We start from the raw sequence: 13,303 nt of genomic DNA on the forward strand, positions 1-13,303 counted from the left end.
GTCCCACTCCAGGGGCGAGTCGAGGGCAGTGGCCCGAGTCTGGCCGTTCCGGCGGGCGACTTCAAACCGTGCCGCAACACGGCGGCGGGCATCGGGTGGTCGGCGCCTGGGGACGACGTCCAAGCACCTGGGGCCCGACGCGTGGCCGGCAGGATGCGCCGAATGCTCCCGCGGCTCGGACCCGGCGTGAACCCGCGCCCCAGCCTCCGCCCCATCCATCGGGGCGCTTGACAGCTGCCACCAGGGTCGAATAACTTAACTAATAAGTTAATTGATTAATTCCTATGTCCGTCGACAAGGTCTTCGAGGCGCTCGCCTCCCGCCCCCGCCGAGAAATCCTCGCCTACCTCTCGGCGCAGGAACTCACCGCGGGCGAGATCGCCGGCCGGTTCGCGATGAGCGCGCCCGCGATCTCCCGCCACCTGTCCGTGCTCGAGGCCGCCGGGCTCGTGGTCAGCGAGCGTCGTGGCCAGTTCGTGCACTACCGGCTCAAGCCCGACAACCTGGTCAACTCGCTGACCGGATTCGCGTTCGAGATCTGTCCCACCGCGGGTCCGCTGAAGCGGGAGTCGCGCAAGCTGGCCAAGGCTTCGCCAAAACGCTGAAAAAAAGGATCGCCCATGCACGCCCTGATCCAGCCGACACGCGGCTTCCCGATGGTCCGCATCCCGTCACGCAACGGCGGCCAGCCGGTGGAAGTCTGCCTCGTCGCGCAGCTCTCGCCCGGCGGTGGCGACCAGTTGTTCGCGGGCGCGAGCGGGCACCAGCGCGGGCATGCATCGTTCGTCGATGCGCTGGACGAACCCTCGGCGAAACTGTTCGGCGTGGATGCCGAGCACGACGACCGCAGTTCGGTGTATTCGTTCGCGGTCGACGCCGGCGGACATCCCTTCCATCGCCATGCCGGGCATCGCGTATTCACCGCGGTCAGTGGCAGCGGTGGCGCGCAGCTGCGCTTCTCGACGATCGACGACGACGCGCTGCAGCGCGACCCGCAGGCCTTCCTCGACGCGCTGCACGTGGTCGACGTGCCACCGGACAGCCTGTTCACCGTGCGCTTCGGCGGCGGCACTTGGCACCAGTTCGCACCGCGCCGCGCCGGCAGCCCGCACCCGGTGTTCTTCGCGCTGTCGTGCCATACCAACGAACTCGGCGGCATCCGCGACCCCGCGCTGGCGGACACGATCCGCCGCGACGGCGCCGACATCCCCACCCTGACCGAACTCCTGCCGCCGGCAGTGCAGCAGGTGCTGGCGGCGCAACCGTTCCACCACCTGCGCGTGGCCACCACGACGCTGTCGCTGCACGCGGCACCGGACACCGTCGCCCTGCGCGCCTGCGCGCACATCCGGGCGCGGGTCGGCCGGTTGAGGCGACGCCTCGCCGCCGCGCGGGCGCCGGCCGGCTTCATCGGCCGCCGCTACCGCCATGCCGCGGTCGAGCTCGCGGCCGTACCCGAGGGCTCGCTCCTGTCGGAGCAGTTCGACGCCGGCTTCCACCACCAGGACATGTTCGCGCTGACATTGCCCCATCCGCAGACCGGTTCCTCCGCGCAGGCATTGCTGGCAGACGTGCTCGAGGGATTCCTCGCCAACCGTCCGCTCGGCGTTTCCTGGCTGATGCGCCTGCGCAACGTGCTGGTGCGCCCGCTGCGGTTGCGCAGGTCGCCGCTCGGATGCCCCGTGTCGTCGCTGCTGTCGGACGATCGCAGCCGGCTGTTCGCGGGAAGGTATCCGGTGCTGGACCAGCGCGTTTCCGACGACCGGCGCCATGTGGAGGTGCTGCTCGGCGCGGACGATCGCCATCTCGCCTTCCGCGCCTGCGTGGGGGTCGAGTACTCCGGCGACGGCCTTCGCATCACCCTGGGGACGCGCGTGCGCTGCCGCAACGCCTTCGGCCGCGCCTACATGGCGGTCATCGAGCACACCCATCGCCGCTACATCGCGCCGACCATGCTGGAAATGGCGGTCGCGCATGCGCTGCAGCAGCGCGACGCCCCGGCGCCGGCCCGTGCGGTGGCGGTCGCCTGAGCGCTCCGGAAGCCGGACCGAGCAGGCGACGACGGCAAAGGCCCGGGCAGCCGGCGTCGCGAGCGGATGACCTAGCCGGCGCGGCGCCGACGCCAGCGGCGCAACACGGCCACCAGGACCAGGACGAGCACCAGCACCGGCAGCAGGAACGCCAGCGCGCGGATGGTCCATGCGATGCCGTGCGACAGGGTCTCGCCCGAGTCGCGGATCGCCAGCCAGATCTCGTTGCGGTTCGCCTGCGACGGGGTCGGCCGGAACTCGAGCGTCAGCAGTTGCGTCTCGATGCGACGTCGATGCCCCGCGGCGGCCTGCTCCGCGGCTTCCAGCAGCGCCTCCGTCTCCGCGAGCTGCTTCGACAGCGCGATCATGTCGGCGACGGTGAGGTCGCGTCGCGCCTGGAATTCGAGCAGGCGCTCGCGCTCCTTGCGCAGTCGCTGTTGCACCAGCGCATTGTCGCGCACCACCACCGCCAGATCCTCGGCGCGGGTGCCGCGGCTGCCGAGCTGGGCACCTTCGCTCGCCAGCGCGATCATCGGCTCGACGCCCCCGGGCACGATCCGGATGCCGAGCGTGGCCGACGGCCAGTCGCCGCCCTGCTGGCGCACGGTCAACACCACGCATTCGCCGAACTTCGCCGCGGTACAGGCGTCCTGCGCCTGGCGCAGGCGCGCCTGGATGCGGTCCGCCGGAAGCGTCACGCTGGCATCGTGTTCGTACGCGAGGAACGAAGCCTCGCGCGCGCCATCCGCGCCGCCGGCATCCGCCGCGGCGGCAGCGGTGGGGCCGGCGCCACCGTAGGCCAGCGCCGCCTCGTTCGTCTTCTCCCCGCTGCAGGCCGCGAGCAGCCCCAAGAAGCCGACACCGAGCAGCTTCCGCGCCAGTACCATCGCATCCTTCATGCAGTCGCTCCCGTTCGGCCCGTCATGCCTGCCGCATCGACTGCGTGCCGCGATCAATACGCGATCAATAACTGGCGCCATCGAAGCTCGTGACCTTCAGCCCGGCCAGGTCGACATCCGGCAGGCAACGCACGTTGACCATGGTCATCGTCGCGCCATCCGCCCCCTTGCCCTCGCTGAAGGGCGAGATGCCGCAGGCCGGACAGAAATGGTGGTCGATCGCGTGTTTGTTGAAGCGATAGGTGCCGAGGTCGGATTCGGGCGTCTTCAGGCTCAGGGCGGTGCGCGGGAACGCGGCCAGCAGGCCGCCGCGACGCCGGCACATCGAGCAGTTGCAGTCGATCACCTCGTCGACCTCGCCTTCGACCTCGAACGCGATGCGGCCGCAATGGCAACTGCCCTGGTAGGTGGTCATCGTGGCGCTCCGCGGGAAGACGCGGGCAAGGTTAGCGCAGGTCGCGCGGCGGGTCTTGCTGCGAAACAGCAGCGGCCAGGCCCAGGCGCGAGCGTTCGAACCACCAGGCGAACGCGGCCAGCAGCAGCCATGCCAGGAACCACGGCCAGGCGCGCCCCGGTTCGGTGTTGCGCGGCGCCACCGTGGCGTCCGCGCCGGACACCGGCGGCGCGGCGGCAAGCAGCAGCGTGGCCTCGCGCAGTTCCGCGAGCCGCTGCGTGGGGTCCGCATCCGCCGCCGCGACATGGAACGGCCGCACCGCGTCGCCCATGCGCAACCGGTGCCAGCCGGCCACCGATGGCCAGTAGCCCGCGCAGCGGCGCGCACCGCTCGCCGGATCGACGATCGGCTGCGCGCGCTGGCCGTCGGGCGCTTCGATGTGCGCGCCTTCCGGCCATGCGCAGATCGCGAGGCGCTGGCCCACGCGCGCACCCGCCTCGATCCCGGGCATCGCACTCGAGCGCGCGCGCGCCAGCGTGGCCACCGCCGGGCTCCAGAGATCGGCGTACAGGTCGGCCCGGCCATGCAGCGGCAGCCGGTAGCTGTCCGACACCCCCCACAGGCCGATGCGGCCGCGGCCTTCGGCGCGCCACCAGCCCGGTGCCTCGGCGGCGTCGCCCGTGTCCGCCCCTGGCTCGAGCGCGACCGCGTCGATGCCCTGCACCCGCCAGGCGCGGCGCGACAGCGGCGGCACCTCTTCCTCCACCTGCGCGGGATCGAACGGCGCGTCGCGGCTGCCGCTGCCCATGCGGCCGCGCAGGGCTTCTTCCCCGTCCAGACGCGGACCGGGGACATGCCACGGCCGCACCCCCGCACCGCCTTCGATCGTGAAACCGGGAGCCCGCAGCCCGCGCAGCATGTCGGCGGGCAATGCGTCGTCCCCGCGCAACAGCAGGCCCAGGCCGCGTCGCACCGCGGCGAGCACGCGTGTCCGCCCTGCCTCGCCCAGTTCCGACCAGGCGCGTGCGTCGACGATCAGCAGGTCGGCCTCGTCGAGCGCCGTGTCGGTGAGCGGCGCGCTCCCCAGTTGCACGCCGCCGCCGAGCGCGATCCGCCCCTGCACTTGCGCCCCGGCGTCCACGAGCCAGCGCCGCAACGCGCGCGTGTCCGGGTTGGGCGCGCCCGCGAGCAGCAGCACGCGCGGCACGACCGCCGCATCGATCCACAGCGGCACCGACGCGGTGGCGACCTGCTGCCCCTTCGCATCGCGCACGCGCACGGCGAACGTCGCGGTGCCCGCTTCCAGTGCAACGCTTCGCAACGCGAAGCCGCCGTCTTCCGGCAGCATGGTCGCATCGACGCGACGTCCCGCCGGATCGAGCAGTTCGGCCTGCCCGCCCGGCACGCCCTCGACGCGACCTTCCAGCATGAAGGCCGATCCGCGCGTGATCGCGCGAGGTGGCGACAGGCGCACGATGCCGGGCGGCAGCGGGGGTGGATCGAATGCGAGCGCGACCGTGCCTGCCGCGTCGCGGTCGCGGGAGACCAGACCGGCACCGATCACGCGCAGTTGCGTGGTCCCCGGATGTTGGCGCAGGGCGGTGGCGAGATCGGGCACGCGCAAGGCCTCGCCGGCGTCGCGCGCTTCCGGCAGCGCGAGCAGCACGCCGCGCACTGCAGCCGGACCGGTCTCGGCAAGCGTGGCGCCTTCGGTCAGCACGGCAAGCGTGGCCGGCGCGACCGGGTGACGTGGCGGGAACAGCACCAGGTAGAGCGCGGCGGCAAGCAGCGGTTGCAGCGCCAGCAGCAGGCACAGGCGCCATGGGCGCGGCGTGCGCGGATCGCGCCGGTGCGCGCGCGGCAGCCGCACCCACGCGACCAGCACCGCGAGCGCCAGCAGCAGCGCGACCGCTTGCGCCATCGTCATCGCTCCGCTCCGGGTGCGTCCAACGCATCGAGGTAGCGGCGCGCGACCGGATCGTCTCCGGCGCGACGCGCGATGCCGCCTGCCGGGCGTGGCATGCCGCTCCACACCAGGGCGCGCAGGGCGGCGCGACAGTCGTGGCAGCGCGGATCCTGGCGCGCCTCGTCGATGCGCGCGATCCATGCCAGCGGATCGGCGACGCGGTCGCGGTTGCCATCGACCCATGCCTGCAACGCATCGAGCGACGCGACCAGGCGTTCCGCATCGCCCGCGTCGAGCGAACGCCACGCCTCGGCCAGAGCCTCGTCGCCGCGCGCGACCGGCAGTGTCGGCAGCGACCGGTTGGCGATGCCCTCGCGCTTGCCGCCGAGCCGGCGCGTCGCATCGATCGGTGGAAGTTGCGTCCCCACGCGCTGCAGGTAGATGCGGTCGGCCTGCTGCACCTGCTTGATCAGCTCCAGCGCACGGTAGGCGTACGGCAGCGCCTGGTCGGGCGCGGCCTGGCGCAGGTGCAGTTCCGACTGCCACATCTCGCGCAGCGCGGCGCGCAGGGTTTCCCGGGTCTGCGGATCGAGCAGGGTCGCGGCTTCGGGGATGTCGTGAGTGTGGCCGAAGGCCTCGAGCACGTCGTCCATCTCGCCGAAGCCGGCGGCGGCAGGCGCCCCGGCTTCGCCCGCATGGTCGTGGTCGTGCGTGTCGGGCGACGGCGTGGCCGGCGCGTGGCTGTCGTCCTGGTCGTCGTCATGGTCATCATGCGCATGCGCTCCCCCGGGATCGCCGGCCGGCAGATCGCTGGTGGGCAGGTCGCTGGTCGGCGGCGCGCGACCGCCTTCGCTTTCCTCGCCAAGGAACTGGCCGTAGCGCAGGCGCAGCAGGCGCTGGTCGACCCCGGTCGAATCCGAGCGACGTTCGAACTCCTCCGCCGCCAGCCGTGGCCGCTCGGCGATCAGCGCCTCGGCGTCGATGATGATCTGGCGCTGGCTGCGGAAGTACGCGGGCAGGACCTGGCGCGCGAGGCCGTCGAGTCCGTCCGCGCCGACCACCGGCTCCGCCGGCCAGCGCAGGATCACGCTGGCGCTGCGCGAGCGCTGCGGCTGCGGCGCGCGGTTGTCGAGCACTTCCAGGCGCGCGACCAGGTCTTCGCCACGTTGCAGACCGAAGTCCGACGGCACCAGTCGCACCTCGAAGCGCCTGCTGCGCCGGTCCCCGCGGCCTTCGAGCACCCGCACGTGGTCTTGGAAGGAGATGTTCTCGCCGGTGCCCTCGGTGCGCGTGACCAGCAGCCGCGCCCGCGCGGCGACGCCGTGGTCGTCGTCGACCTCGAACTGCAGGCGCCAGTCGCGCTGTCCCGCCGCCATCAGAGTCAGGCTCCGCTCGGGCACGAGCACGCGCACGCGCGGCGGCTGGTCGGGCACGGCATCGAGGCGATGCAGCCTGGATTGCGCGGCGCCGGTCACGCCCCGCGGCACCACCCGGTAGAGGGTGGATTCCTGCAGCGGCAGGCTCGCCGTCCAGTCCTCGCCCTCGCGTTGCAATGCGAGGCGACGGCCATCATGGAACACCAGCTCGACCGCCCCGGGCTGCGGCGCATACCGCAGCGTCCAGCGGAGCGTGCTGGCAACCGGTGCCTTCGCATCCAGCGATTCCGCGCGGCTGGCCGCGATGCCGGTATAGGTCGGCGGCCGCGCTTCCAGCATGGCTTCGAGCAACCGCGGCTCGCCTGCGACCGCCTGCGCGGATGCCGGGATCGAAGGACCGGTGGACTGCAGGCGTGGCGCGGGCCACAGCATGGCGGCGAGCACGCACAGCGCGGAAAGCGACCATGCGACGGCGATCGCGCGCTTCGACCATGCCGGGCGCAGGTCCGGCGGTGCCCTCCCTGTCAGCCGCTGCCCGACACGCGTGCGTTGCAGGCGTTGCAGTGGTCCGAGAGATGCCTGGTCGGCGAAGACCAGCCCGCTGCTGTCGTCCAGGTCGCGCCGCGCGGCGTCAAGTCGCACGATCAGCCAGCCGCGATCGAAGCGCCGGAGCCGGATCGGGACGGCTGCAGCGCAGACCACGATCGCCAGTGCCGCCAGCACCAGGGCCGGCGTCGGGCCAGCGATGCGCCATGCCACCGCGCAAAGCGCGACCGTAGCGGGCAGCAGCACCAGCAGCGTGTCGAGCGCCACCCGCAGGTGCACGCCCCTCCGCATCCCCGCGATGACGTCCCGCGCATTCACGCGGCGACACTCCGTCGTGGCGAGGTGGCCAGCCAGCGCTCGAGCAGCGCCAGCAACGCGATCGCCAACGCGAGCCACGGGCTCAGTTCGCGCGGCGGGGCCGGCAGGGCGACGGCGCCGGATGCGGGCGCGTAATCGCTGGCGACCACCAGCGTGGGCGGAACGACCGGCTGCAGCACGTCCCGCAGTCGCGCCGGAAAGCCCGGATCGAGCAGTTCCGGCATCGCGTCCGGCTGCAGCGGACGCGTGAATCTCAGCACGCGTCCCTTTTCCAGCGCGGCGGCGGTCAGCAGGGGCCGGCCCGCCGCATCGCGCCAGACGACGGTCGCGGAAGGCCGCACCGGCGTCTGCGCATCGTCCGCAACCAGCACCCGCCCGCCCTGCCCGACCCAGGCGCGGAGTGCGGCCGGCAGCGGGTCGGAACGCAGCCATGCCAGCACCTGCGCGTCGTCCGGCAATGGACCGGCCACATCGGCGGAAACCGCCACGTCGGTGCGGGCATCGGCGTCCTGCCAGGCGAGCGTGGCCGCGCGCAGGTAGCGCACGGCTTCGCGATGCGCCTCGTCGTGGCGGATCGCGAGCACCGGTGGCGCTGAAGGCGCGACATCGACGCGCGCGTCATCCGCCGGCATGACTCGCCAGTCCACGGCGCGGGCCAGTCGCAGCCGCGCGGCATCCGCGCCCCGCAACCGCTCCGGCACCAGCACCGTCAGCGGCGCCGCGGCGGGCAGCGTGGCGTCGAACTCGCGCAGCAGGCTGGCAATCGCGAACCTGCCCTGCGGCGTCGGCCGGTCGACGGGCGGGAAGCCCGGCGCCAGCCATCGCGCATCGGACTCGCCGGCTTGCGCGGTCGCGTCCGCGATCGCGGATGGCGCGACGCCGGGCACCACCAGCAGGCGCGGCGTTTCATCCTCCACACCGAGCAGCGCCGGCCGCGCGAGCAGCAAGGCCAACGCCGCCACCAGCAGCAATCGCACCAGCAGCAGCCACCATTCGTCGAAACGGATCCGCCGTCGCGGCTTCGGGTTCGCCTGCAACCAGCGCAGCGCGGCGAATGCCGTGGGCCTCTGCTGCTGGCGGCGCGCAAGGTGCAGCAGCAACGGCAGCGCCAGGGCGGCAAGCGCGGCAAGCGCGGCCGGCAGCAGCAGGACCAGGTTCATGCGCCACCCGCGCCCGGCGTATCGGCGAACAGGGCGCGCAGCGGCGCGGTCAGCGGTTCGTCCAGCACGAAGCGCACGTGGCGGATGCCGGCCTGGTCGAGCCGCGCGTCCAGTGCCCGCTGCGCCTCGGCGAAACGCGACAGGAAGCCGTTGCGCAGCGCGCGGCCGTCGCCGGGCAGTTCCGCGCCGGTTTCCGGGTCGCGGAAGCGACGCCCGTCGTCGAAGGGAAAATCGCGTTCGGCTACGGTCAGCAGCTGGATCGTCAGCAGCTCGCGACGCGCGCCTGCCAGGCGCGTCGCGAGCTCGACCGTGGCCTGGTCGAGGAAATCGCCCAGCACCACCACCAGGTCGTCGGCACCGATGCGCTCCCACACCGGTCGCAGCCGGGACTCCGCAGGCACGCCGCCGGACGCGTCCAGGCGCTGCAGTTCGAACAGCAGCCGCTCGCGCTGGCGCGATCCGGAGGCCGCCGGGACGAACGCCACCGCATCGTCGCGCAACGCGAGCAGGCCGACGCGATCCCCCTGGCGCAGCGCGACCTCGGCGATGCATGCCGCCAATGCCTTGCCCGCGTCCAGCCGCGACCAGTCCGGGCGCGGCTCGTCGGCCTGCGTCATCGATGCGCTGGCATCGAGCAGCAGCCACACCGCCAGCGGGCTGTCGCGCTCGGCCTCGCGTACGAAGAAACGGTCGCTGCGGGCGTAGAGTTTCCAGTCGATGCGGCGCGGCTCGTCGCCCGGCTCGTAGCCGCGGTACTGGGAGAACTCGAGCCCTGCACCCTTGTCGCGACTGCGATGCTGGCCACCGCCGCGCAGCGCGCTGGCGCGACGCGAGGCGATGCGCAGGCCGCGCAGCTGCGCGCGCAGTCCGGGCGTGACCGGATCCCAGGCCATCGTCGTCGCGCTCAGGCGCCCGGAGGCGGCGTGTCGCGCAGCAGGGCGGCGATCACCTCGTCGGGCCGCTTGCCTTCGGCCTCGGCTGAGAACGACAGCAGCAGGCGATGGCGCAGCACCGGCGCGGCCAGCGCCATCACGTCCTCGCGCGTGGCGGCCAGGCGCCCGTGCAGCAACGCGCGCGCCTTCGACGCCAGCACCAGCGACTGCCCCGCGCGTGGTCCCGCGCCCCACTTCACGTAGTCGCGCACCACCTGGGGCGCGGCTGCGCCCGGCCGGGTCGCGCGCACGATCCGCGTGATCCAGGCCAGCAATTCCTCGCCCACGTGCACCTCGCGCACCAGTGCCTGCAGTGCCAGCACTTCCTCCCCGTCCATGACCCGCGGCACCTCCGCCACGTGGCTGGACGTGGTCTGGGCGATGATCGCGCGCTCCTCCTGTTCGTCCGGATACCCGAGCGCGATGTGCAGCAGGAACCGGTCGAGCTGCGCTTCCGGCAACGGATAGGTGCCCGCCTGTTCGATCGGGTTCTGCGTGGCCAGCACGAAGAACGGCGCCGGCAGCGGATGGGTGACGCCGGCGAAACTGACGGTGTGCTCCTGCATCGCCTCGAGCAGCGCGGCCTGGGTCTTGGGCGGCGTGCGGTTGAGTTCGTCGGCCAGCAGCAGGTTGGTGAACACCGGTCCCTGCTGGAAGCGGAAGTGACGGTGTCCGGTGCCGTGGTCCTCCTCCAGCAGCTCGGTGCCGAGCAGGTCGCTCGGCATCAGGTCCGGGGTGAACTGCACCCTGCGGAACTGCAGCGCGAGCGCCTGGCCCAGGGTGCGCACCAACAGGGTCTTGCCGAGCCCGGGCACGCCCTCGAGCAGGCAGTGCCCGCCTGCGAGCAGGCCGGTGAGTAACTGCTCGACGACCTCGTGCTGGCCGACGATGGCGGTGGCGATGGCGGCTCGCAGGTCGGCCAGGCGGCCCACGCGGAACTGGATATCGGATTCGGTGAGGGAGGCAGTCATGGGCAGGGCTGAGTGAGGCGGGAGCGATTGCGAGGTTTAATCGCGCGTTTGTCATTTCGACCGGAGGGAGAAATCCGCATTCTCGAGACCGGTAGCAGATTTCCTTTGGTCGAAATGACAGGTTCGGTCGAAATGATCGGGACAGCAAGTGCGAAACATCCCTCTCATGCCGTCAGCGCATAGATCACGATGTTGACTGCGAACTTCGTGTTGTCCTCGGCGAGGAAGCGCTTGTTGCGCCAGTCGTAGTCCCACTCGCAGCCGTAGTCCTTGTTGCTGTAGAGCACGCCCAGCCGGCCGTCGATCTCGATGCCCTTGAGATAGTCGTGGACGAGGTCGTCGCCCCAGCCGTTGAGCTCGAAACTGGTCGCAGGCGGTCCGTCCGGGAACCGGAAGAAGCTGCTGTAGATCGGGTGGCTGTTGGGCAGCTTCTTCAGCGCCCTGGCGCCGAAGATCGACGCCATCTGCGCCTCGAACGACTTCGCGAACAGCCCGTCGATGTCGTGGTTGCAGTCGTCGACGAACACGAACCCGCCGTTGCGCACGTAACGCTCGAAGTTGCGCCGCTCGGCCGGGTTGAACTCGACCAGCTTGTGTCCGGACAGGTAGCAGAACGGCGCCGCCAGCATCTTCGGATCGGCCAGGTCGACCACGTGCTCCTCCGGATCCACCCGCAGGCCGGTGTAGTCGATCAGCGATGTGACCAGGTTCGACGGCATCCGTGCATCGACATCCCAGTCGCCGGAGTCGTAGCGCAGCCGCGTGAACCAGAAATCGTAGGTCGCCGACTGCGCCCGCAAGGGTGGCAGCGCCAGCGTGGCCGCGGCACCGAGCATCATGCGCAGGAACGCGGCGCGGTTCATGACTCTATATGACCCGACTACGTCGAGCCGCCAGACCTGCCAACTCGCGGCCGACCGGAAGCTGATCTTCAACGAGAACAGAGCAGCGATCGACCCTCCACACCCGGAGGGCGGCGGGCATGGATGCCCGCCGTTTTCCGACCGAGGCAGGACGCCGAGTCGGAAAATGCCGATCCACGGTCAGGCATGAGCTTGTGCACTTGCGGGGAAAGCGCTTTTCTTTGGTTCGTTTCTTTTGGCGCTTTCCAAAAGAAATGAACCCGTCCGCTTCAGCGGACGGAAGCTCTTGCCCTTGACTCGAGCTGTCGTGTTTATAAGGAAAAAGACGAACGCAAGAGCTTCCGCTCGCCACGAGCGAGCGGGTAACTTTTCTTTGCTGGCCCAAAGAAAAGTCACCAAAAGAAATGGCCTTCCCCGCAAGTGCACAAGCTCGAGACTGATAGACGATCGGGATTTTCCGACTCGGCATCCTGCCTCGGTCGGAAAACGCCGCCCATCCATGGGCGGCGCCCTTCGGGTCTAGACCTATCTGGACGGCGTCGAGTGAGATCAAGGGCATCCTGCCAGAGCCGTCACACCGCGTCTGACAACGAAGTGAACGTGAAGTCCCGCAACCGCATCGGCGGGATCATCATCGCGAAGCGGGATTCGTCGCCGCTCACGCGCACCGGCTTGCCCAGCTCGTCGATGTTGTTGAGCATGATCACCGGCGATTCGTTGAAGCGGAAGTTCTTCACCGGGTGCTTCACCTGCCCGTTCTCGATGTAGAACGTGCCGTCGCGGGTCAGGCCGGTGAGCAGCACCGTCTGCGGGTCGACCATGCGGATGTACCAGGTGCGGGTGACCAGTATGCCGCGATCGGTCTCGCGCACCAGGTCGGCGGTGGACTTGGTACCGCCGGACATGATCAGGTTGCCCGGCATCGCCACGGCTTGCTTGCCCTGCTGCTGCGCCCAGTAGCGCGAGTACAGCAGGTTCGCGACCTTGCCGTCCTGGATGACCGGCATGCGCTTGCGCGGCTGGCCTTCGTCGTCCCAGGGCAGAACGGCCACGTCGGCGTCGCCGGGATCCGCCCAGATGTTCACCCGCGGGTCGTAGACCTGCTCGCCGATCTTGTTGCCGCCGCCCTTCTTCGACAGGAAGCTGCGGCCCTCGTCGGCCTGGCGCGCGTCGAAGAAGAACATCATGAACGAGATCAGGCCCGCGGCGGCATGCGGCTCCAGGATCACCGTGTACTTGCCCGGTTCCAGCGCCTTGGCATCGGCCGAATCGCGCGCCTTGCGGATGGCGATGGCGACGTCGCGACCCGCGTCCAGGCCTCCGATGTCGGTGACGTTGCGGCCGACCCAGCCCGAACCGCGCCCATCCTCGGTACGCACCGTGCACGTGTAGTCGGCGCTGGTCGAAGTCTGGTAGGCGAAGTTGCCGTTGCTGTTGGCGATCGCGGTGAAGGACTGGCTGTCCTCGAGGAAGCCGGCCGCGACCAGTCCCGACGAGCGACAGGGTGCGATCGAATCCACCGCCACCTGGGCGCGCTGCTCGGGGGTGATCGCCGCGGTGGCGGCGCTGAAGGTGCTGGTGGGCGTGTAGGACTGCTTGCCGATCGCCGGCATGAACTCCGGATTTTCCGGGGCCAGCCGCGCCAGGTCCTCCGCGCGGCGCACCACGCGCTCGAGCGAGGCGTCGTCGAACTCGTTGATGGTCGCGGTGCCGACGCGCTTGCCGAACGCCACGCTCACGCCGAGTTCGACATCGTCGACGATGCCGCTGGTGGAGACATTGTTCAGCGCGAAACGGATGTTGCCGCTGGTGCCGCCGCCGAGGGTGGCCGTGCACTCGTCCGCAGTGGACAGCGCGATGACCTTGTCGAGGATCGCCTTGGCTTCGGCTTCGGTAAAGATGCTCATG

General features: G+C 70.7%; 11 protein-coding genes. 2 read left to right on the forward strand and 9 right to left on the reverse strand.

Annotated elements, in window-relative coordinates; translation table 11 throughout:
- Window positions 1–284 precede the first annotated feature (284 nt).
- Window positions 285–605, forward strand: coding sequence for a metalloregulator ArsR/SmtB family transcription factor (locus JMO03_RS09845; RefSeq protein ID WP_202842901.1), 321 nt, complete (start codon window positions 285–287; stop codon window positions 603–605).
- Between the two features lie 15 nt (window positions 606–620).
- On the forward strand, window positions 621–2,030 hold the full coding sequence (locus JMO03_RS09850) for a DUF2867 domain-containing protein (protein WP_202842902.1): 1,410 nt from the start codon (window positions 621–623) through the stop codon (window positions 2,028–2,030).
- 71 nt (window positions 2,031–2,101) lie between these two features.
- Here the strand turns inward: JMO03_RS09850 and JMO03_RS09855 are convergent, their stop codons facing one another.
- The 9 genes from JMO03_RS09855 to JMO03_RS09895 all read right to left on the reverse strand — a co-directional run bounded on the left by JMO03_RS09855 (window position 2,102) and on the right by JMO03_RS09895 (window position 13,302).
- Window positions 2,102–2,929 (reverse strand): DUF4349 domain-containing protein, encoded by an 828-nt coding sequence (locus tag JMO03_RS09855; protein WP_238346047.1) that lies wholly within the window; start codon window positions 2,927–2,929, stop codon window positions 2,102–2,104.
- Between the two features lie 64 nt (window positions 2,930–2,993).
- On the reverse strand, window positions 2,994–3,344 hold the full coding sequence (locus JMO03_RS09860; RefSeq protein WP_202842903.1) for a GFA family protein: 351 nt from the start codon (window positions 3,342–3,344) through the stop codon (window positions 2,994–2,996).
- A 31-nt stretch (window positions 3,345–3,375) separates the two neighbouring features.
- On the reverse strand, window positions 3,376–5,250 hold the full coding sequence (locus JMO03_RS09865; protein WP_202842904.1) for a carboxypeptidase regulatory-like domain-containing protein: 1,875 nt from the start codon (window positions 5,248–5,250) through the stop codon (window positions 3,376–3,378).
- Window positions 5,247–7,469, reverse strand: a complete 2,223-nt coding sequence (locus JMO03_RS09870; RefSeq protein WP_337926395.1) for a hypothetical protein — start codon at window positions 7,467–7,469, stop codon at window positions 5,247–5,249. The genes JMO03_RS09865 and JMO03_RS09870 overlap by 4 nt, the downstream gene beginning before the upstream one ends.
- Window positions 7,466–8,629, reverse strand: coding sequence for a BatA domain-containing protein (locus JMO03_RS09875; protein WP_202842905.1), 1,164 nt, complete (start codon window positions 8,627–8,629; stop codon window positions 7,466–7,468). Before JMO03_RS09875 ends, JMO03_RS09870 begins: the two co-directional genes overlap by 4 nt.
- The gene (locus JMO03_RS09880; protein WP_202842907.1) at window positions 8,626–9,522 is read right to left on the reverse strand and encodes a DUF58 domain-containing protein; all 897 of its coding nucleotides are present in this window, start codon (window positions 9,520–9,522) and stop codon (window positions 8,626–8,628) included. The genes JMO03_RS09875 and JMO03_RS09880 overlap by 4 nt, the downstream gene beginning before the upstream one ends.
- An 11-nt stretch (window positions 9,523–9,533) precedes the next feature.
- On the reverse strand, window positions 9,534–10,532 hold the full coding sequence (locus JMO03_RS09885; RefSeq protein ID WP_202842909.1) for an AAA family ATPase: 999 nt from the start codon (window positions 10,530–10,532) through the stop codon (window positions 9,534–9,536).
- A 164-nt stretch (window positions 10,533–10,696) separates the two neighbouring features.
- A complete protein-coding gene (locus tag JMO03_RS09890; RefSeq protein ID WP_202842911.1) occupies window positions 10,697–11,395 on the reverse strand; it encodes a DUF4159 domain-containing protein in 699 nt (232 codons plus the stop codon).
- Between the two features lie 572 nt (window positions 11,396–11,967).
- Window positions 11,968–13,302, reverse strand: coding sequence for a TldD/PmbA family protein (locus JMO03_RS09895; RefSeq protein ID WP_202842912.1), 1,335 nt, complete (start codon window positions 13,300–13,302; stop codon window positions 11,968–11,970).
- Window position 13,303: the final 1 nt, after the last annotated feature.

This window comes from Luteimonas saliphila, from assembly GCF_016774335.1.
Lineage (GTDB): Bacteria > Pseudomonadota > Gammaproteobacteria > Xanthomonadales > Xanthomonadaceae > Luteimonas > Luteimonas saliphila.